The following is a 20382-nucleotide window of genomic DNA, read 5'->3' on the forward strand; positions in this document are numbered from 1 at the left end:
GCGCCCAGGGGCGCCCGTTGCTGTTTCTGAATGCCGTCGACCCGGTCAGCGCAGATCGGGGGGCAGGGCCTCGTCGGCGAGCTGTGCGACGAGTTCGTCGAGCGGCACGGTCGCCGTCTGTTTCTCGCCCAGCCGTCGCACGGTGACGGTGCGGTTCTCCACCTCGCGCTGCCCGATGGCGAGGATCACCGGCACCTTGCCCACAGAGTGCTCCCGCACCTTGTAGTTGATCTTCTCGTTGCGGATATCGGCCTCGGCGCGCAACCCGGCGTCCTGCAGGGTCTTCGTCGCCTCCAGCACGAACTCATCCGCATCCGAGACGATCGAGGCCACCACGACCTGCCGCGGCGCAAGCCACATCGGCATCCGGCCGGCGTAGTTCTCGATCAGGATGCCGATGAACCGTTCGAAGGAGCCGAGGATCGCGCGGTGCAGCATGACCGGGCGGTGCTTCTCGCCATCGGCGCCGATGTAGCTCGCATCCAGCCGTTCCGGCAGGTTGAAGTCGGCCTGGAAGGTGCCGCACTGCCATTCGCGGCCGATCGCATCGGTCAGCTTGAAGTCGAGTTTGGGTCCGTAGAAGGCGCCTTCGCCCGGGTCGATCTCGAAGTCGTTGCGGACGTTGAGGATCGCCTTCTCTAGCGCCGCCTCGGCCTTGTCCCAGACCTCGTCAGAGCCCACCCGCACCTCGGGGCGTGTGCTGAGCTTTATGTCGAACTTCGAGAAGCCGGTGTCGCGGTAGATGTCCGACAGCAGGTCGATGAAGCTCGCGCATTCGGCTTCGATCTGGTCCTCGGTGCAGAAGATATGCGCGTCATCCTGGGTGAAGCCGCGCACCCGCATCAGCCCGTGCAGCGCACCATGCGCCTCGTAGCGGTGACAGGAGCCGAACTCGGCCAGCCGCAGCGGCAGGTCGCGGTAGGACTTGATGCCCTGGTTGAACACCTGCACGTGGCAGGGGCAGTTCATCGGCTTCAGCGCGTTCATCCGCTTTTCGTTGGCATGTTCTTCATCGATCTCGGTGATGAACATGTTCTCGCGGTACTTGTCCCAGTGACCCGAGGCTTCCCAGAGCTTGCGGTCGACAACCTGCGGCGTCTTGATCTCGCGATAGCCCGCGCGGTCGAGCTTGCGCCGCATGTAGTCTTCCATCTCGCGATAGATGGTCCAGCCGTTGGGATGCCAGAACACCATGCCCGGCGCTTCCTCCTGGAAGTGGAACAGCTCCATCTCGCGGCCCAGCCGCCGGTGGTCGCGCTTCTCGGCCTCCTCGAGGAATGTCAGGTAATCCTTGAGCTGCTGGCGGTTCTGGAACGCCACGCCGTAGATCCGCTGCAGCATCGGGCGGTCGCTGTCGCCGCGCCAGTAGGCGCCGGCCACCTTCATCAGCTTGAAGGCGTCGGCGGGCACCTGGCCCGTGTGCTGGAGATGCGGGCCGCGGCAGAGATCCTGCCAATGACCGTGCCAGTACATGCGGATCGGCTCGTTGCCCGGAATGGCCTCGATCAGCTCCACCTTGTAAGGCTCGTTGTTGGCCTCGTAATACTTCACTGCGCGGTCGCGCTCCCAGACCTCGGTGGTCACCGGATCGCGGCGGTTGATGATCTCCTTCATCTTGGCCTCGATGGCGCCGAGGTCCTCCGGCGTGAAGGGCTCCTCGCGGTCGAAATCGTAATACCAGCCATCCTTGATTACCGGGCCGATGGTGACCTTCACCTCGGGCCAGATCTCCTGGACGGCGCGCGCCATGATATGGGCGAGGTCGTGCCGGATCAGCTCCAGGGCAGGGGCCTCGTCCTTCATCGTGTTGATGGCGATGGTGGCGTCGCCCTCGACCGGCCACGCGAGATCCCAGTGCTGGCCGTCCACGGTTGCGGAGATCGCCTTCTTGGCCAGCGAGGGGGAAATGGCGGCGGCAACTTCGGCGGGCGTCACGCCCTGCGGGAAGTCTCGGCTCGCGCCATCGGGGAATGTGAGGGAAATATCGGCCATGTCGGCTCTCCTCGTCGGTTTGGCGCCCACGGAACGCCCGGTTGCAGGATATATGTGCGAGAGGGTGCATCGCGCCGACAGCCGCCGAAGTCAATGCCGCCGACGTGGAAAGCGAGGATTTTGAAGGAGAAGGGGGGGCAGGGTCTTCGGGACCTGGTCCGGCTTAGCCTTTCAGGAAGGCGCGGCGCGCCTCCGGTTCCATGCTGAGCCGCATTTCGGCCTGCGCGATCTCCGCCATCAGGGTGGTCTTCTGCGCCGCGTCCGTCTCGGCGGCATAGCGTTCCTGCAAGGCGATAAGTTCTTTCTTTAGCGTGATTTCCCGGGGCAGCGCCCCGGCTTCCGCCATGATCCGATGGCCCACGGCGGTGCCTGTGTCGACATGCGCCGCCTCGGGCCGTTCGGTCACGGGCGCGCCCTCGCCCGAAAGGTTCTTGAGCGAGCCGTCCGCCTCTGCCTTGCGCGTCCGGTGTTCGACGATGCGGTCCCACCGGTGCACGGCCTCACTCCACCTCGATCTCGGACCAGCCCTCGCCTGGATTGAACAGCTCGATCGCGGCCGCGACGGCGAGCGTGTCCTCGCCGAGATCCGCCTCGTAGATCCGGCCGTTTTCGCCGACCATGAAGGTCATGACTCCGGTTACGCCATATTCTGCCGGGACGGCCAGCAGAGCGTGGCCCGCCACCTGGTTGCCGTTGACGACATAGCTCATCTCGCCGCCGGGCGCGTCCGGACCCTGGCCGCTCAGCAGTTGGAAGACGTAGCCAATATAGGGCTCGGGCTCGATTTCCTCTCCGCCCTCTTCATACCCCTCGAAACTCGCCCGCGCGGCAAGATCGCCGATCGGGCTGTCGTCGCCGGGCCAGTAGAGCCCGTCATGCGTGCCTTCGGTGGAGATGACGTGGGCGGCAAATTCCATCACGCCGTCGCCGTCGTGGTCGACCAGACGGTAGGCGGCCTGGATCTCCACATAGGCTTCGAGCGCGTCGATCACGTCGAGTTCGTTCAGGCCGATCTCGCGCGCTGCGATCTCGTCGAGGCCGGAGGCGACATCGAAGGACCATCCTTCCGCGCCGCGTTCCAGCTCGAACGGGAAGGGCCAGTCGTCGGCACCGAGGACGATCTCGACACGGTCGTCCGCCAACGGCACGAAGCGATAGCCCTCGCCATAGGCCGCCAGAAGCTCGGCCCAGTCCTCCGCCCGCTCGACGTCGTCGTCTGGGCGCATCAGCTCGGTCACGTCGGGGCCGATGGCGTCGACCACCTCGGCGGTCCCGCCCGAGGACAGCGCCGCGAGCAGGGTCTCCAGCGCGTCCTGCGGGGTCTGGTAGACGGGGGCTTCCTGCGCCGAGGCAAAGCTTGCCGCGGCGATCAGGGCCGGGGCGAGAATGGAAACATGACGCGTCATCGTCTCACCTGCGCTTGATTTTCTTTGAGCCCCCACGGGAGGAGGCCTTGCGGACCTTGCTGCCGGAGGCCTTTTTCTTGATCGAGCCACTGGAGGGTTTCTTCGCCACGGTCTTCGGCGCCTTTCGCTGGACGGCCGCCGCGGGCTTCTTCGCTGGCGCCGCGGCCTTTTTCGCCGGTGCGGCGGCCTTCTTGACCTCGGGGCGCGAGCCGCCGCTGGGGCGGGAGATCTGCTTGGGCTTGCTGCCACCGGATTTCTTCATCAGCTCCTTGCCCGCGATTGCGCCTGTGGCACCTGCGGCGCCGGCCGCCGCAGCGCCGAGCCCTCCACCGTCGGCCGCCTCGCGCCGGGCGCCCGCATTCTCGGGCCGCGTGATGTCGCGTGCGCCGGTGCTCGACGAAAGCTTCTTGCGCAGTTCGTCGCCCTGGCTTTTGCCGCCACCGGACTTGCGTTCGATCGGCAGGGTCGTGGCGCCCTTTTCGTCACGCCGCGCGGCGATCTTGTCCTGGGCCTGGGATTTCCGGTCGGGGTCTGGCTTCCAGCCGTCGATCTTGATCTTGTCGCGATCGATGTCGACCCTGTTGCCGTCGAGCTTGATGTCGCCGGCGTTGATCTTGTCCCGGTCTATGTTGATCTTGTCCCGGTCGATGTTGATCTTGTCCCGGTCGATGTTGACCTTGTCTCGGTCAATGTCGAGCCGGTTGCCGATGTTCACGTTGCCGTCGACGTCGATATCGATATCGGGCTCGCGATAGATCGGTCCGCCACCCCAACCGGCGCAGTTGCGGCAGCCCCAGTAATCGTCCCAATCGTCATCGTCGTCGAAGATCTCGTCGATCAGCGCCACCGTTCCGAAAGCGACCGCGCCGGTCAGAAGTGCGTCGCCGACCCCATATCGATTGGTGTCATAGACGACGTTTTGATCGTATTGCGGCACATAGACCGTCTGCGGATTGGCGGGTTGTATCACGACCGTTTCGGCTGGCGCATCGCTGGTAGAGAGCGTCGCGTCCATCTCCTCCAGCGTGACCGATTGCTGGTCGTTATCCAGGAGGGCGCCGGTCTGGATCGCCTGCTGCCGGAGCACCTGCACCGCGTTCATCACGTCGTCGCTCTGGGCCAGCATCGCGTTGCCCACGGATTCGGTCCAGTCGAGGTGCTCGGCCATCTCGCCCACGACCGTCGGGAAGGCGGTTGCCAGCACCTCGACGCTTGGGTCGAATTCCTCCTGCGCGATCTTCGCCTCGAGCGCCTCGGGATCGAGCCCCTCGTTCTTTTCCAGCAGGATCTGCGCCTTGGCTACGTCCAGCGGGTAAGTCGAGGCGACAAGTACCTGGATCAGCAGCGTGTCGGGATAGAGCGCGACCGGCGCAACCAGCGTCTGAAGCTCGGCATCGGTCAAAAGGCTGGCGGTTTCGGCAGCCGGTTCTGCCGGGGCCTCGGTCTGGGCCATGATAGGGCCGCAAAGCAGCGCCAGAAGAGCCAGGGAATGGGGTAGTGAGCGACGCGTCATCGCGGCCTCCTCGTGGCGTCAACTGTTCAACGCTAGGGGAGGGCGTGCCACCGGTCAACGATTCCGGTAAGATGCGACCGGGTTATCCACCCGGCCGCTGATTTGGCATGGAGTGTTCAGCCGATCTCGGCCAGTCGCTCCAGAGCCTCTTGGAGGCGGTCCTGCTCCGATGTGCGCTCGGCGAGGTTGTCGCGGACTTCCTCGACCACGTCGTCCGGGGCGCTCTCGACGAACTTCGGGTTGCCGAGCCGCTTGGAAAGCCCGCCGATCTCCTTGTCCAGCTTGGCGATGGATTTCTCCAGCCGCGCCTTCTCCTCGGCCACGTCGATGATGTCGGCCACCGGCAGGCCGAAGGTGGCGCCGGGGACGGGAACTGTGATGCAGCCCTTCGGCATGGAGGCGTAGCCTTGCAGGCTCGCGATCCGCGCGATCCGGGTGATCAGCGCCTCGTTGTTCTCCCATGCCGCCTGCGCCGCGGCGTCGAGCCTGGTGTGGACCATCGGCACCTGCAGCCCGGCCGGCACCCGCACCTGCGCACGGGCCGAGCGAACGCCTTCGATCAGGGTGATGACCCAGTTCATCTCGGCGTCGGCCTCCGGATCCACCAGATCGGCGGCGGTGTAGGTCGGCCAGTCGCCATGGACCAGCATTTTCGACCCGCAGCCGAGGGTCTGCCACAACGCCTCGGTGATGAAGGGCATCATCGGGTGCAGCATCACGAAGCACTGCTCCAGCACCCACCGCATGGTGGCGCGGGTCTCGGCCTTCAGCGCCTCGTCATCGCCCTGGAGCAGCGGCTTGGCAAACTCGACATACCAGTCGCAGACCTTGCCCCAGACAAAGGCATAGAGCGCGTTGGCGGCGTCGTTGAAGAGATATCCCTCGAGCGCCGTATCGACCGCCTCGCGCACCTTGGCCGTCTCGCCGATGATCCAGCGGTTGACCGTCGCGGCCGGTTTGCCGGCCGGGTCGATCGGAGCCACGGTGGGCTCGAACACGCCGTTCATCTCGGCGAAGCGGGCCGCGTTCCACAGCTTCGTGCCAAAGTTCCGGTATCCGGCGATCCGTTGCATGTCGAGCTTCAGCACGCCGCCGAGGCTCGCCATCGCGGCATTGGTAAAGCGCAGGGCGTCGGCGCCGTATTCGTCGATGATCTCGAGCGGGTCGACCACGTTGCCGGTCGACTTGGACATCTTCTTGCCCTTGGCGTCGCGGACGAGGCCATGCAGGTAGACCGTGTGGAACGGGATCTCGTTCACCACGGCAAGCTGCATCATCATCATCCGGGCGACCCAGAAGAACAGGATGTCCTGCCCCGTCACCAGGACGTCGGTCGGAAAGTACTTCTCCAGTTCCGGCGTCCGTTCGGGCCAGCCCAGCGTGCCGATCGGCCAGAGGCCAGAGGAGAACCAGGTGTCGAGCACGTCCGGGTCGCGCCAGATCGGATAGACCAGATGGGTCGGATCCTGGCTCAGATTATAGTCTGCCAGGCTCGCGGCCAGACGGTCCATCGCCTCGGCCCGGTCCGCGACCTCGACGATCCGCGCGGCATGGAGCGGCGCGGGCAGGGCACTCAGGTCCTTGCGGAACTTCTCGCAGACAGCGTCCAGTTCGGCGGCGCAGTGATAGGTCGGCTGGGCGTGGTTGAAAGCACCTTCCTCGAGCAGGCGGAAGATCTCCACCTCGTCGAGCGCCGCGTCGCCCTCGTCGTCACGGAAACCGGTCGGCCAGATGTCGAGCCCGTACCACACCGGCACCTGGTGGCCCCACCAGAGCTGGCGGGAGATGCACCAGGGCTCGATGTTCTCGAGCCAGTGGTAGTAGGTCTTCTCGCCGCTTTCCGGCAGGATCACCGTGCGCCCGTCGCGCACCGCATCGAGCGCCGGCCCGACGATCTTCGCCGCATCGACGAACCACTGGTCGGTCAGCATCGGCTCGATGACGACCTTGGAGCGGTCGCCGAAGGGCTGCATGATCGGCTTGGACTCGACCAGCGGCTCGAACTCGGCGCCGCTCTCCGGATCGGCCGGGTCGTATTCCACCCGGCGCACCATGACGGCGAGCCCTTCTTCGGTGATCTGGGCGACGACCCGCTTGCGGGCCTCGAACCTGTCCAGCCCGCGCATATCGTCGGGCACCAGGTTCAGCGCGTCGACCTCGGATTCGGTGAAGGCGTCGCCCTCGGCGATGGCCTGGGCGCGGGCGGCAGCGTCGGCATAATCGGGGCCGTCGGAGCGCATGTGGCCCTTGGTGTCCATCAGCCGGTACATTGGGATGCCGCCGCGGGAGGCCACGGCGTAATCGTTGAAATCATGCGCGCCGGTGATCTTTACCGCGCCGGAGCCGAAATCCGGGTCCGGGTACTCGTCGGTGATGATCGGGATCAGGCGGCGGTGCTCCTTCGGACCGACGGGGATCTCGCAGAGCTTGCCGACGATCGGCGCATAGCGGGTGTCGGAGGGATGCACCGCGACCGCACCGTCGCCCAGCATGGTCTCTGGCCGCGTGGTGGCGATGGAGATGTAGTCGCGTTCTTCCTCGAGGATGACCTTCCCGTCCTCGTCCTTCTCGACGTAAGTGTAGGTCTCGCCGCCCGCCAGTGGGTACTTGAAGTGCCACATGTGGCCGGCGACCTCGATATTCTCGACCTCGAGATCGGAGATCGCGGTCTCGAAATGCGGGTCCCAGTTGACCAGCCGCTTGCCGCGGTAGATCAGGCCCTTCTGGTACATGTCGATGAAGACCTTGATCACCGCCTCGTGGAAATCGGGCGAGTTCTCGTGCCCGGTGCGCGGGTCGCCTGGCGCGCCGGCCATGGTAAAGGCGTTGCGTGACCAGTCGCAGGAGGCGCCCAGCCGCTTGAGCTGGTTGATGATCGTGCCGCCGGACTGGCCCTTCCACTCCCAGACCTTCTGCAGGAATGCCTCGCGGCCCATCTCGCGGCGGCTGGCGTTGGACTTGTCCTTGGCGAGTTCGCGTTCGACGACCATCTGGGTCGCGATGCCGGCATGGTCCTGACCGGGCTGCCAGAGCGTGTCGAAGCCGCGCATCCGGTGCCAGCGGATCAGGATGTCCTGCAACGTGTTGTTGAAGGCGTGGCCCATGTGCAGGGAGCCCGTCACGTTGGGCGGCGGGATCATGATGCAGAAGGTCTCGGTCCGCTTGGCATTCGCACCGGCCTTGAAGGCGCCGGAGCTCTCCCAGGCGTCGTAGATCCGCGGTTCCGCCTCGGCGGCGTCGAAGGTCTTTTCCATCGGCATGTGTCTGGTCCTCGGATGGGTCGCAGGACCCTCTAGCGAATGCGCGGCCCAAGGAAAAGCCCGCGCTCCAAATTGCCGCGATGACGCGGCGGATCTTGGGGGCCAGATTGGCGCAGGCCCCTCTTCCTGGTTCAAATACCCATGCCGGAGGCGCCGCGCGCCGACTGGCGCGCGGTCTCTTCATTCGGCCCCGTAGCCGGTCATCTCCAGGTAGCCGCGGCCGGGGTGGCTGCCGGTGATCCGCACCGGCCCTTCCCAGTAGGGAAAGGAGGTCGCCATCCATGCCTGCGGATTGAGGGCGTCGAGTTCGACCCAGAGTTCCCTTTGGGGCAACTCGACCTTCCAGCGCGTCGGAATGGCGGCGCCGTTCACCTCGGTCTCTGCGAGCGGCGTGAGCCGCAGCGCCCCGTCGCCGAGCGCCGTGGCGCTCCCGTCGGCGGCAATCCAGGTGGCCGAGGTGAAGGGCGGGCCTTCCCGGTCGCGTAGGCGGAAGCCCATCAGCTTGTCGCCGCTGTCGAAATGAAGCGAGACCCAGTCCCAGCCGTCCTGCGTGGGGGCCAGCGGCTGCGAGGACCATTCCCGGTCGAGCCAGCCTTCGCCGGTCACGGCAACCTGGCCGTCGGGAAGGTAAAGCGTGCCGGTGACCTGGTAGTAGGGCTGGGAATAATAGTGGCTGGCCTGGCCTTCGGGGGATTTCACCGAGTAGCCGCGCTCGCCGTGAAAGATCAGCGGGCCGTCGGCGTCGAGCTCGAGGCGATAGGTGAAGTCCGACCCGCTCGCGCTCAGGGCCAGCGTGTCGTACTCGTCGGAACCGTCCCCCGTGCTGGCAATCCGCCAGTCGTCGATCCAGGCCTCGAAGGGCGCCGCCACCACACCCGCCTGACCGATGCCGCCCCGTGCCAGCCGTTCCGCGCTGAAATGCGCCTCGGGCGTGGTCAATCCGGCGTGCCCCATCCAGATCTGAGGACTTTGCCAGCCCTCGACCGGGACGCCCGCTTCCGGCGCCACGGCGGAGCGGAACAAGGTCCACTGGATGCCGTAGTCGCGGCCGTCTTCCCCGGAAAGGTTGGCGGTCAGATACCACCATTCGATGCGGTAATCCGGATGCGGGCCGTGGTCGGCGGGGAAGGCGAGCGCGGTCTCGCGCGAGGGCAGCGCGAACCCTTCGGCATCGGTGCCCAGCCCCGCGAAGCCCTGGGCGCCGGCTTGTATGGCGAGAGAGGCGGTGAGCGTCGCGAGGGCGGCAAGCGCCGACCGCCTCCGGCGGGGGTATTTGTGCCAAGAAGAGAGGTCAGCGTTCATCGGCGAAGACCTTGAGGAACTGAGAGGGCGCGGTTCGGGCGAGCCTGCGTGTGGGCAGGGCGGCCGCCAGCGCGGCAGCGGCGAGGGAGAGGGCGAAGAGCGCGGCCCATTGGCCGGGGAACAGGAACATTGGCAGGCGCCAGCCGAAGGCTTCGACATTGACCACCGCCAGCAGGCACCAGGCCAGCGCCAACCCCACCGGCAAGGCGGCGAGGAAGGTCAGGGTGGCGAGCGCGAGGGTGCGCAGGATCTCCAGCCGCGCGAGCCGGCGGCGGGTCAGGCCCAGCGCCCAGACCGGGGCGAGCTGCGGCAGGCGCATGGTCGACAGCGTGAGCAGGGCGGTCAGGATCGCGAAGCCCGCGACCGAGAGGGTCAGCACATTCAGGGCGCCGGTCACGGTGAAGGTGCGCTCGAAGATCTGCAGCGAGGTAGCCTTGAGTCGCGCCTGGTCGATCAGGTTGGCTTCGGGCAGGCCGTAGTCCTCGAGGAGGGCCGTGCGCAGGGAGTCCGGATCGGAGGTGACGATGCCGTGGCGAAGCTTGGACACATCTGGGTGATGGGCGAGAAGGGCGTCGCGCGCGACGACGGCCTGCCCGATCGGGTTGCCGTAGTCGGAGTAGACGCCGCTGATCGGCAATTCCCAGTCAGTCCCGAGGGCAAGCGGCGCGCCGAGCCGCAGGTTCTCGCGGCGGGCGAGCTGTTCGTTGATCAGTACGCCGCGCCCCTCCATCACCGCGTCCCAGGTATCGGGCGTGGAGCGCAGGAGCGGCCAGTGGTCGCGATAGACCGCGTGGTCGATGATGCCATAGAGCTCGCCGGGGGCGCCGGCGAGGGTCAGGTCGACGGGCCAGATCGGCAACACCGCATCGGCGCGGGGTGCGAGCCAGGCACGCAGTGCCTCGCCGTCGGCCTCGCTGCGGGCGGTGACGTAGAGATCCGAGACAAGTCGCTGGTCGAGCCATCCGGTGAACGTGAGCCGGAAGGAGGAGACCATTGTGGAGACGCCGATATTGGTCGCCAGCGCGAGGAGCAGCGACATCAGGGCGAGCGACAGGCCGGGCATCTGCTGCCGCGTGTCGGCCCAGAACCATTGCGCGAGCGGGCCGCGGGCGAGCCTTGCGCCGAGGCCGAGCGCCGCGGCAAGCAGGCGCGGCAGGATCAGCGCGGCCCCGAGCAGCAGTCCGCCAAGCAGGGCGAAGCCGGCGACCAGGCCGTCTGCGAGGAGGGCCGTCAGGATGCCGGCGGCCAGGAGGGCGAGGCCCGCGAACGCCTGGCGTCGCAGGACGCGGGCGGAGACGGTTGCCCAAGCACGGGGCTGTGCCGAGGCCAGCAGCGGCATGCGGTGCACGGTCAGCAGTCCATGCGCCGCCGCTACCAGCGCACCGGTCTCCGCAATGGCGAGGCCGGCGAGCGCCCAGCCGGAGTCGAAGCTCAGCACGCCGCGGACATCGGCGCCGTAGAGACCGCGCAAGGTGGCCGCGACGTCGGGCAGCAGGGCGCCGGCGATCAGGTAGCCCAACAGGAGGCCGAGGCTGCCGGCGAGCAGCGCCAGGAGGAGAACTTCGGCGAGCAGGAGCGTCAGCAGGCTGCGTGCGGGCAGGCCGAGGGCGCGCAGGGTTCGGAACATCGGGCGGCGCTGTTCGAAGGCGAGCCCGATCGCGCCGTGGACGATGAAAAGGCCAACCGCGAAGGACAGCAGGCCGAAGGCGGTCAGGTTGAGGTGGAAACTGTCGGTCAGCCGCGCGATGTCTCCCTGTTCCTGCGGTGGGCTGAGCGTGAGGCCGGAGGCAAGCTGATCAAGAGGGCGTTGGTTGGCGGGCTGATCCGGCAGGACAAGGAGCCGGTTGATCTGCCCGGGTTTGCCCAACAGGGTCTCGGCCGTGCCGATATCGGTGAACAGGCTGCCGGGAGGGATGGCGGGATCCGGGATCAGCCGGGGTAGCCCCTCGGCTTCCTTCAGCAGGCGCGCGGTTTCCGGGGCGACGAAGCCGACGCCGGGCGGGCGCAGCAGGTCGAGCGGGGTGGTGCCGGTGCCGGCGCTGAGGTCGGTGGGCAGGAGGCCGGGCGGGGCGGTAAGCAGTTCGAGGCCGGTGACTTGCAGAGGTATATCGCCGCGCTGCAGGCGGCCTTCGACGACTGGAGAGACCAGCCAGCCGCCGCGCCTGAGCGCGACATAGGCGGCAACGGAGAGTAGGCCATCCGGGTGCGTGAGGCTCGAATAGCTGCCGATGCCGAGCGTGGAGGCGGCCTGGTCATAGCTCCGGCGCGCCTCGCCGTTGATCGCCTGCACGGCAGACCAGAGCGCCGTGGCGAGCGCCAGCCCCGCCAGAAGCGTGAAGAGCTGGAGCGGCTGACGGCGCCAGTGCGACAGCAGTGCCGCGAGGGCTGCGCGCCTCATGCCACCCGCCCGCGGCTCAGGTGCAGTCGGCGGCCCAACCCGGAGGCAAGCCGCTCGGAATGGGTGACCACGAGCAGGCTGGCACGGGTCTCGGCGACGAGTTCCAGGATCAGCTCGAAGACCTGCCCGGCCGTGCGCTCGTCGAGGTTGCCGGTCGGCTCGTCGGCGAGGAGCGCGCTCGGACGTGGCGCGAGCGCGCGGCCGATGGCGACACGTTGCTGCTGGCCGCCAGAGAGTTGTTCCGGGTAGCGGTCTGTCAGGTCAGCCAGGCCCAGTCGGTGTGCCAGTTCTGCCGACCACGTCGGGTCATGGCGCCCGGCGAGGCGGGCCTGGAAATCGAGGTTGCCGGCGACTGTGAGCGATGGGATGAGGTTGAACTGCTGGAAGACGAGGCCAATGCGGTTCCTGCGGATGGCGGCGCGGCCCGCGTCGCCCAACCCTGTCACCTCGGTGCCGTCGAGCCGGATCGAACCGGCGTCGGGAAGGTCCAGCGTTGCGAGCAGGTGCAGCAGCGTGCTCTTTCCGGAGCCGGACTCGCCGGTGAGGGCAAGGGTCTCGCCCGGTGCAAGGGTGAGCGACACGTCCTCCAGAACCGGCTGGGGTCCGTCGGTGGTATGATAGGACTTGCTCAGGCGGGCGGCCTCGATCAGCATCGTCGATCCTTCTCGCTCTTCCACCCAGAGGTAGCCCGGTGCGGGCGGCAGGGAAAGGGAAGCGACAGCCGCGCAGCGGATCGGTCGCGTTTGGCCGGGGCGGCTCCCGCCGACGGGTCGGCGCGCTGTCGCGCTTGCCCGCCGTTGGGCGTGGCAGGCCTGCGGCCTGCCAGTCCCGGCACGGCTGCCGTGGTTCGTGGGCGGTCCCGCCGCGCGGGAGGCGCGGCTCGGCCCAACGTCGAGCGCCGGCTTTTGGCGGGCGAGGAGGTGGCGGGAGCGCCACCGTTTCGGCCGCGCGGCTGCGGATCGGGTTGCTCGGTCGGCGTCAGCCCCGGGTGCCGGCGAAACTGCTTTCCCATTCCTCGCGCTGCTCGTCGGTGATCTTTGCAAAGAGCGTATCCGGCACGGCAAAGCCATGACCCGGTGCGAGCACTTCCAGCGCAGAGCCCATGCTTTCGGGCCAATCCGTGACGTCCGTCTGCATCGACTCCAGGAGCTTCGCGGAGGCGTCGGGGATGAAGGGAGCCGAGACCACGGCATAGACGCGGATCAGGTTCAGCGCCAGCCGCACGTCGGCCGCGGCGCGTTCCGGGTCGGTCTTGAAGCTCGTCCAGGGGGCGGCCGTCTGCAGGAACTCGTTGCCCGCGACCCAGATCGCGCGCAGTTCGGCGGCGGCCTTGCGCACCTCGATTGCTTCCATGTGCCCATTGTAGGCCGCAAGACGCGCGTCGAGATCGGCGATCAGCTTTGCCCCCTCCGGCGTCACCTCGCCGCCGGCAGGGATCTCCTCGCCGAACTTGGAGCGGCAGAACTTGGTCACCCGGCTCACAAAATTGCCCAGAACGTCGGCCAGGTCCTTGTTCACGCCGACCTGGAATTTCTCCCAGGTGAATTCGCTGTCCGAGGTCTCGGGGGCGTTCGACAGCAGCCACCAGCGCCAGTAATCGGCCGGCAGGATCTCCAGCGCCTGGTCCTGGAAGATGCCGCGCCCCTGGCTGGTCGAGAACTGTCCGCCGTCGTAGTTCAGGTAGTTGAACGACTTGATATAGTCGACGAGCTTCCAAGGATCGCGGCTGCCGATCAGCGTCGAGGGGAAGGAGAGCGTGTGGAAGGGCACGTTGTCCTTGCCCATGAACTGCACGTAACGGACGTCCTCGGCGCCCGCGTCGGTGCGCCACCAGCGCCACCAGTCTTCCTCGTCCTTGCCCTGGGCCTCGGCCCATTCCGCGGCGCAGGCGATATATTCGATCGGCGCGTCGAACCAGACGTAGAAGACCTTGCCTTCCATGCCGGGCCAGTCCTCCTCGCCCTTGCGGACGGCGATGCCCCAGTTGAGGTCGCGGGTGATGCCGCGGTCCTGCAGACCGTCGCCGTCGTGCAGCCATTTTTTGGCGATGGACGTGGTTAGCACCGGCCAGTTGGACTTGCTGTCGATCCAGGCGTCGAGTTCGTCCTTCAGCTTCGATTGGCGCAGGTAGAGGTGCTTGGTCTCGCGCACCTCGAGGTCGGTCGAGCCGGAGATCGCGGAGCGCGGCTCAAGCAGGTCGGTCGGGTCGAGCTGCTTGGTGCAGTTCTCGCACTGGTCGCCGCGGGCCTTGTCGTAGCCGCAGTTGGGGCAGGTGCCCTCGATGTAGCGGTCAGGCAGGAAGCGGCCATCGGCGGGCGAGTAGACCATCTTCTCGGAAACCTCCGAGATGAAGCCGTTCTCTGCCAGCCGACCGGCGAAATACTGTGTCAGCCGATGGTTCTGCGGACTCGAGGAGCGGCCGAAGTGATCGAAGCTCAGGCGGAACCCGGCGGCAAGCTTGGCCTGGGTGCGGTGCATTTGCGCGCAATAGGCATCGACCGGCATCGCGGCCTTGGCGGCGGCAAGCTCTGCCGGCGTGCCGTGCTCGTCCGTGGCGCAGAGAAACAGAACCTCGTGACCGCGGGCCCGGCAGTAGCGGGCATAGAGATCAGCGGGCAGCTGGCTTCCCACGAGGTTGCCCAGATGCTTGATGCCGTTGATGTAGGGTAGCGCTGAAGTGATTAGAATTCGCGACATGCCTGGCCTGCTCCGTTACCGACGGAGGTCGCTTTAGCCGATGCATCGGCGAAGCGCCACCGCCCAGTTCGGCGGAGGCGTCTCAGTCGCAATCGCAGGGCGCGCCTCCCAGCTCCGGCAGCATGTGCAGGATCGCGATCACGCCCTCGGCGTTCAGATCCACGCTGCCTTGGATCACGAAACCGAGCTGACCGTCGCCGAAATCCCGGAAACCGCCCTGCGCGATATGAGCGTCGAGGGCCTTCAGCGCATCGGGCATGTCAAGGCACATGTCCCTGTCTGCCAGTTCGGCATTGAGATCCTCGCGCACGGTCTGTGACACTCTCTCGGTCAGGTTCAGAAGGTTCATGACGCCGCCGATCAGCCCGCTCGGGTCGATGGTCAGGTCCTCCAGGCTGGCATGGAGGCAATTGTTGCGGATCTGACCGTTCAGCAGCGCGTCGACCTGGGTGATGTTGCTGAGGGTGCGGCGTCGGGTGTCGAAATCCCCCTCGGCATCGCAGTGGTAGCGGATGAGCTGCACCCGTCCGAGCAGCCGGATGTGGTCGCCTTCGGACCGGGCCTTGTCGAGCTGTAGAGCGATGCGCTGCTCGCAGGTATCCTGGACGACACCGGAGAGAAGCGCCGGCAAGTTCACCTGGATCGCCCGGAGGTTACCCGCCACCTTGACCGCGATCTTCGCCCGGCTGGCGGGTTCGAGATAGACCTCCATGAAGATCGGCATCCGGTGGCCGTTGATCTCGACCCTCTCGGTAAAGGTCATAGGCTGGGCCGCCCCTGCCGGGGCAACCGATGCTGCAAGCAACGCCGCTGCCAGGAAGTGCTTCATCGCGGCCCTCCGTCCGGTGTCAGGATGGGAAGGCCGCGCCGCCCGGTCAAGGTTCCTGTCTGTCGCGGGTCGGTGCCGGGGGCGGGCGGTTGTCGCGGCTCTTGCGCAGCAGCCGGCCGATGGTGAAGGAGGTGCGCGGCGTGTAGACATACGGGGTCCGCCGGACCTTGGTACGGCCCACGCGCATCCGCGCGATGCTGAAGACGAGCAGCACCGCATGCGCCGCCGCGATCATGCCGAAAAGCGCGGAGGGACCGAAAGCCTCGATCAGGCTGGAGGCAAAGAGCGGCGCGCCGATTGCGCCCACGGCGAAGAAGAACATCAGAGCCGCCGAGAGCTCCACCCGCTCGGAGCTGCGGGCGAAATCGTGGGCATGGGCGGCGGCGACGGAATAGACAGGGAAGGTCGTTATGCCGAAGACGAGCGCATTGGCAAAGATCGCGACGTTGCCGGCTGCGCCGAGCGTGACCGTCGCGAGACAACTCGCAATCGCGGCGACAGAAAGCGCCACCAGCACGTGGCGGCGGTCGAACCGGTCGGCGAGCCAGCCCACCGGGATCTGCGCCAGCGCCCCGCCCAGCACCCAGGCAGCGAGGAACCAGGCGATCTGCGCCGGTTCCAGTCCGACCTCCTGGCCATAGATCGGCCCGACCATGCGGAACGAGGCCGAGGAGACGGCGGCGACGATCACCGCCGCGGCGGCGAGCGGCGACATGCGGACCGCGAGCAGGGGCCGCAGCCGGGGCGCCGAGGGCGTGTGGGGTTGCGGCATGGTCGACAGCGTGATCGGGAACAGAGCCGCGCAGCACAGGATCGCGAGGATGTTGTAGGAGACATAGCTCGCCGGTTCGAGCACGCCGATCATCAGCTGCGCCCCGATAGCCGCGACAAGGTCGACCACCCGGTAATTCGCCATCACGCGGCCGCGGTTTGCGTTGTCGGCGCGGGCCTGCAGCCAGGATTCGATCACCGTGTAGCAGCCGGCGACGCAGAGGCCGGTGGCCAGCCGCAGCAGCGTCCAGGCCAGCGGCGTCTGCCAAATCGGGTGCGCCAGCAGGCCAATGGCGCCGGCAGCGGCAAAGGCCGCGAAGGTGCGGGAATGGCCGACCGAGCCCATCAGGCGCGGCGCCCACCAGCAGCCGACGAAGAAGCCCGCGAAATGCGCCGAGCCGAGAAGGCCGATCTCGGCGCGCGAAAAGCCCAGCTCGAGGCCCGAGAGCGCGTCCAGCGGGCCGACGCCGCCCGAGGAAAGCTGGAGCAGCAGCACCGACAGCAGAAGCGCGGCAAGGGAGATCAGGAGGCGCATGGGAAGGGCTCGTATTTCACCCTGCCGGGGTGGATTGGCGGGCTGCGCCGGTCTGGCCTGTTTGCGACACGGAAGTCAAGAAACCCGCCCGCCTCCGGCCGGAAAAATGCAATCGGCGGCCACGGGGGCCGCCGAAAGCTGGTGTGATCTGTCACGCGCTCAGACGAAGCGGTTGATGTAGTTTTCCAGCCGCTCCTGGCGGCCCGAGCGGGGCTCGGGGTCGATGCCTTCGGTCAGTACGCGCTCTGTGATGCTCTCGAGCGTGCCGTTCTCCAGCATGTCGCGGTTCTTGGGCGCATCCCAGCCGGCGTAGCGTTCGGCGCGCGCTTTCTCCAGCCCGCCGTCCTCCAGCATCGCCGCCGCGGCCTTGAGACCGCGGGCGCAGACGTCCATCGCCCCCACGTGCCCGGCGATCAGATCCACCGGGTCGAGCGACTGACGCCGCAGCTTGGCGTCGAAATTGGTGCCGCCGGTGGTGAAGCCGCCCGCCTTCAGGATCTCGTAATAGGCCAGCGCGACCTCGGGGACGCTGTTCGGGAACTGGTCGGTGTCCCAGCCGGACTGGTAGTCGTTCCGGTTCATGTCGATCGAGCCGAGGATGCCGAAGGCGGCCGCCATCGCCAGCTCGTGCTCGAAGGAATGGCCGGCCAGGATCGCATGTCCCTGCTCGATGTTCATCTTCACCTCTCCCTCGAGGCCGAACTCCTTGAGGAATGAATAGACGGTGTTCACGTCGTAGTCGTACTGGTGCTTGGAGGGCTCCTGCGGCTTGGGCTCGATCAGGATCGCGCCGTCGAAGCCGATCTTGTGCTTGTAGTCCACCACCATCTGCAGGAAGCGCTTGGCCTGCTGGCGCTCGCGCACGAGGTCGGTGTTGAGCAGGGTCTCGTAGCCCTCGCGTCCGCCCCAGAGAACGTAGTTCTGGCCGCCGAGCTTCTTCGTAGCGTCGATGCAGTTCTTCACCGTCGCAGCGCTCCAGGCGAAGACGTCCGGGTCGGGGTTGGTCGCCGCACCGGCCATGAAGCGGCGGTGGGTGAACATGTTGGCCGTGCCCCAGAGCAGCTTCGTGCCGGTGGCCTCCATCTTCTCGCCGAAATAGTCGACGATCTCTTCGAGGTTCCGCTGGCTCTCGGCAAAGCTCGCGCCTTCGGGGCGCACGTCGGCATCGTGGAAGCAGAAGAACGGCTGGCCGAGCAGGGCGAACATCTCGAAGGCCACATCAGCCTTGGCCCTGGCCATCTCCATCGAATCCTGCGGATACCACGGGCGATCGAAGGTCCGCCCACCGAAAGGATCACCGCCCTCCCAGGCGAAGCTGTGCCAATAGGCGACGGCGAAGCGGAGTTGGTCCTCCATCCGCTTGCCCATGACGATCTCGTCGGGATTGTAATGGCGATAGGCCAGGTCGGTCTCGGCACTGGGATCGTATCTGATCTGCTCGATGCCGTCGAAGAAGTTAGTCATGAGAGACCTCTGAGGGCTGAATAGGTGTCGCGGTAGCGCGTCTGCGCTTCGGCGAAGGCGGTCGTCAGGTCCTTCTCGGGCTCGAAGACCTTGGAGATTTTCGGGACGGACGCGATCTCGGCTCCCGCGCCGGTCGCGGCCATCATCGCCAGGCGTGCGGCCCCGAAGGCGCCGCCGAAATCGCCGGCGACGGGGACCTGCACGGGCATGTTGAGCGCGGTCGCGATGGCCCGGAGCCAGTAGTCGGAGCGCGAGCCGCCGCCCACCGCGATCAGCCGGTCGAACCGCGTGCCGGTGGAGGCCAGCGCGTCGTAGCAGTCGCGGATCGCGAAGGTCACGCCCTCGAGCACCGCGGCGGTGCCGGCGGCGCGGTCGGTCGCGTGCTCCAGCCCGGTCAGGCTGCCGCGGATCTGCGCATCGTTGTGCGGCGTCCGCTCGCCGCCGAGATAGGGCAGGAACATCGTCCGGCCGGGTGCACGGAGGCTGGCGCCGAGGTCGCCGGTCAGCGTGGCGGCGTCAGACCCCACTAGCCCCGCGTACCAGTTGAGCGCATCCGTTGCGGCGAGGATCACGCCCATCTGGTGCCAGGTACCGGGCAGGGCATGGCAGAAGGTGTGCACCGCCGTGGCCGGATCGGGCCGATAGGCATCGGAAGCGGCAAAGAGCACGCCGGAGGTGCCGAGCGAGATGAAGGCGTCGCCCGCCTTGACCACGCCGACGCCCACGGCCGAGGCCGCGTTGTCGCCGCCGCCGCCGGCAACCACCACGCCGGCCGGCAGGCCCCAGCGATCCGCCAGTTCCTTGCGGAGCGTGCCGGAGACCTCGGAGCCCTCGACCAGCCGCGGCATGTGCTCCCGCGTCAGGTCCGAGCTGTTGAGCAGGACGTCCGACCAGTCCCGCTTGCCGGTGTCGAGCCAGCTGGTGCCGGCCGCGTCGGACATCTCGGAGACGGTCTCGCCGGTGAGCCAGAGCCGGAGGTAATCCTTGGGAAGAAGGATTTTCGCAACCTTCGCAAAGATATCCGGCTCGTTCTTCTGCACCCACATCAGCTTGGGCGCGGTGAAGCCGGGGAAGACGATGTTACCGGTGATTTCCCGCCAGGCCGGCGAGGCGTCGAGCGCGGCGGCCTCCTGGTAGGAGCGGGTGTCGTTCCAGAGCATGCAGGGGCGCAGCACGTTCTGGGAGGCGTCCAGCAGGGTCGCCCCGTGCATCTGGCCACTGAGTCCGATCCCCTTCACGCCCGCGAGCGAGGAGGCGGCCGCGAGGCCGTCCATCGCGGCCGAGGCGGCCGCCAGCCAGTCGGCTGCCGACTGCTCCGACCATCCGGGATGCGGCCGCGACACCGTGAGCGGTGCCGTGGCCTCGGCGATGACCTTCTGGTCGTCGTCGATCAGGAGCGCCTTGAGACCGGAGGTCCCGAGGTCCAGACCGATATACATCACGCCATTCCTTTTTCAGGTTGCTTGCCGAGAATGATCATCCCGAGGATGTCGTCCTCCGTGACTTCGTCGACCTTGACGGTGCCCACCAGCCGGCCGTTCTTCATCACCGAGGCGCGGTCGCAGAGCGCCTTCACCTGGTGGATGTCGTGGTCGATCAGGAAGATGCCGAGGCCCTGCGCCTTCAGCTCGTCGATCAGCTTGGCCACCATCGCGGTTTCCTCGACGCCGAGCGCCGCGGTGGGCTCGTCCATGATGAGGATCTTGGCGTTGAAATAGACCGCCCGGCTGATCGCGACGGACTGTCGCTGGCCGCCCGAAAGGCCGGCCACCGGGGTGTGGAAGCGCTGGAAGTTGGGGTTGAGCCGCGCCATGATCTTGCGCGTCTCGGCCTCCATCAGCGCGTCGTTCACCAGCCCTGCGGAGGTGACCAGTTCCCGCCCGAGAAACAGGTTGGAGGCGGCATCGAGGTTGTCGGCCAGCGCGAGCGTCTGGTAAATCGTCTCGATGTTGTACTGCCGGGCATCCCTCGGCGAGTTGATATGCGCCTCCTCGCCGTTGACGAAGATCTGCCCGCCGTCGCGCTTGTAGGCGCCCGAGAGCATCTTCATCAGCACCGACTTGCCGGCGCCGTTGTGGCCAAGCACGCCCACGACCTCGCCCGGGTAGAGGTTGATCGTGACGTCGTCGACGGCGTGGATCCCGCCGAAGGACTTGCGCATGTTGCGCATCTCGACGAGCGGGGTGCCGCGGTCCTGGGTATCAAGTGGCATGGG

The 20382-nt window shown here is 67.1% G+C and carries 14 protein-coding genes; all 14 read right to left on the bottom strand.

The window, feature by feature from the left end:
• Positions 1-45: 45 nt before the first annotated feature.
• The 14 genes from thrS to ACFQ2S_RS06630 all read right to left on the bottom strand — a co-directional run bounded on the left by thrS (position 46) and on the right by ACFQ2S_RS06630 (position 20379).
• On the bottom strand, positions 46-1992 hold the full coding sequence (gene thrS, locus ACFQ2S_RS06565) for a threonine--tRNA ligase (protein WP_386073662.1): 1947 nt from the start codon (positions 1990-1992) through the stop codon (positions 46-48).
• A 163-nt stretch (positions 1993-2155) separates the two neighbouring features.
• A complete protein-coding gene (locus tag ACFQ2S_RS06570; RefSeq protein ID WP_386073663.1) occupies positions 2156-2488 on the bottom strand; it encodes a DnaJ family domain-containing protein in 333 nt (110 codons plus the stop codon).
• A 4-nt stretch (positions 2489-2492) separates the two neighbouring features.
• A complete protein-coding gene (locus ACFQ2S_RS06575; RefSeq protein WP_386073664.1) occupies positions 2493-3398 on the bottom strand; it encodes a DUF2950 family protein in 906 nt (301 codons plus the stop codon).
• Between the two features lie 4 nt (positions 3399-3402).
• Positions 3403-4911, bottom strand: coding sequence for a DUF3300 domain-containing protein (locus ACFQ2S_RS06580; protein ID WP_386073665.1), 1509 nt, complete (start codon positions 4909-4911; stop codon positions 3403-3405).
• A gap of 116 nt (positions 4912-5027) precedes the next feature.
• Positions 5028-8171 (bottom strand): valine--tRNA ligase, encoded by a 3144-nt coding sequence (locus ACFQ2S_RS06585; protein WP_386073666.1) that lies wholly within the window; start codon positions 8169-8171, stop codon positions 5028-5030.
• A 180-nt stretch (positions 8172-8351) separates the two neighbouring features.
• Positions 8352-9473, bottom strand: coding sequence for a lipocalin-like domain-containing protein (locus ACFQ2S_RS06590; protein WP_386073667.1), 1122 nt, complete (start codon positions 9471-9473; stop codon positions 8352-8354).
• Positions 9463-11871 (bottom strand): ABC transporter permease, encoded by a 2409-nt coding sequence (locus ACFQ2S_RS06595; RefSeq protein WP_386073668.1) that lies wholly within the window; start codon positions 11869-11871, stop codon positions 9463-9465. Before ACFQ2S_RS06595 ends, ACFQ2S_RS06590 begins: the two co-directional genes overlap by 11 nt.
• Complete coding sequence (locus ACFQ2S_RS06600; protein ID WP_386074299.1) at positions 11868-12524, bottom strand: ABC transporter ATP-binding protein; 657 nt, start codon at positions 12522-12524, stop codon at positions 11868-11870. Before ACFQ2S_RS06600 ends, ACFQ2S_RS06595 begins: the two co-directional genes overlap by 4 nt.
• A gap of 325 nt (positions 12525-12849) precedes the next feature.
• Entirely contained in the window at positions 12850-14568 is a 1719-nt protein-coding gene (gene metG, locus ACFQ2S_RS06605) for a methionine--tRNA ligase (protein ID WP_386073669.1), read from the bottom strand.
• 82 nt (positions 14569-14650) lie between these two features.
• A complete protein-coding gene (locus tag ACFQ2S_RS06610) occupies positions 14651-15397 on the bottom strand; it encodes a hypothetical protein (protein WP_386073670.1) in 747 nt (248 codons plus the stop codon).
• Positions 15398-15443: 46 nt separating this feature from the next.
• Positions 15444-16703: an MFS transporter gene (locus ACFQ2S_RS06615; protein WP_386073671.1), complete on the bottom strand. Its 1260-nt coding sequence runs from the start codon at positions 16701-16703 to the stop codon at positions 15444-15446.
• Positions 16704-16862: 159 nt separating this feature from the next.
• Positions 16863-18167, bottom strand: coding sequence for a xylose isomerase (gene xylA / locus ACFQ2S_RS06620; RefSeq protein WP_386073672.1), 1305 nt, complete (start codon positions 18165-18167; stop codon positions 16863-16865).
• A complete protein-coding gene (xylB, locus tag ACFQ2S_RS06625; protein ID WP_386073673.1) occupies positions 18164-19606 on the bottom strand; it encodes a xylulokinase in 1443 nt (480 codons plus the stop codon). Before xylB ends, xylA begins: the two co-directional genes overlap by 4 nt.
• Positions 19606-20379, bottom strand: coding sequence for an ATP-binding cassette domain-containing protein (locus ACFQ2S_RS06630; RefSeq protein ID WP_089232386.1), 774 nt, complete (start codon positions 20377-20379; stop codon positions 19606-19608). Before ACFQ2S_RS06630 ends, xylB begins: the two co-directional genes overlap by 1 nt.
• Positions 20380-20382: the final 3 nt, after the last annotated feature.

The sequence above is a fragment of the Tropicimonas aquimaris genome (assembly GCF_042676185.1).
GTDB lineage: Bacteria > Pseudomonadota > Alphaproteobacteria > Rhodobacterales > Rhodobacteraceae > Tropicimonas > Tropicimonas aquimaris.

Bases quoted from the DNA above. Each gene is read 5' to 3' on its own strand.
- thrS (WP_386073662.1), bottom strand. From the start codon at position 1,992: ATGGCCGATATTTCCCTCACATTCCCCGATGGCGCGAGCCGAGACTTC.
- ACFQ2S_RS06575 (WP_386073664.1), bottom strand. From the start codon at position 3,398: ATGACGCGTCATGTTTCCATTCTCGCCCCGGCCCTGATCGCCGCGGCA.
- ACFQ2S_RS06580 (WP_386073665.1), bottom strand. From the start codon at position 4,911: ATGACGCGTCGCTCACTACCCCATTCCCTGGCTCTTCTGGCGCTGCTT.
- ACFQ2S_RS06585 (WP_386073666.1), bottom strand. From the start codon at position 8,171: ATGCCGATGGAAAAGACCTTCGACGCCGCCGAGGCGGAACCGCGGATC.
- ACFQ2S_RS06590 (WP_386073667.1), bottom strand. From the start codon at position 9,473: ATGAACGCTGACCTCTCTTCTTGGCACAAATACCCCCGCCGGAGGCGG.
- ACFQ2S_RS06595 (WP_386073668.1), bottom strand. From the start codon at position 11,871: ATGAGGCGCGCAGCCCTCGCGGCACTGCTGTCGCACTGGCGCCGTCAG.
- ACFQ2S_RS06600 (WP_386074299.1), bottom strand. From the start codon at position 12,524: ATGCTGATCGAGGCCGCCCGCCTGAGCAAGTCCTATCATACCACCGAC.
- metG (WP_386073669.1), bottom strand. From the start codon at position 14,568: ATGTCGCGAATTCTAATCACTTCAGCGCTACCCTACATCAACGGCATC.
- ACFQ2S_RS06610 (WP_386073670.1), bottom strand. From the start codon at position 15,397: ATGAAGCACTTCCTGGCAGCGGCGTTGCTTGCAGCATCGGTTGCCCCG.
- ACFQ2S_RS06615 (WP_386073671.1), bottom strand. From the start codon at position 16,703: ATGCGCCTCCTGATCTCCCTTGCCGCGCTTCTGCTGTCGGTGCTGCTG.
- xylA (WP_386073672.1), bottom strand. From the start codon at position 18,167: ATGACTAACTTCTTCGACGGCATCGAGCAGATCAGATACGATCCCAGT.
- xylB (WP_386073673.1), bottom strand. From the start codon at position 19,606: ATGTATATCGGTCTGGACCTCGGGACCTCCGGTCTCAAGGCGCTCCTG.
- ACFQ2S_RS06630 (WP_089232386.1), bottom strand. From the start codon at position 20,379: ATGCCACTTGATACCCAGGACCGCGGCACCCCGCTCGTCGAGATGCGC.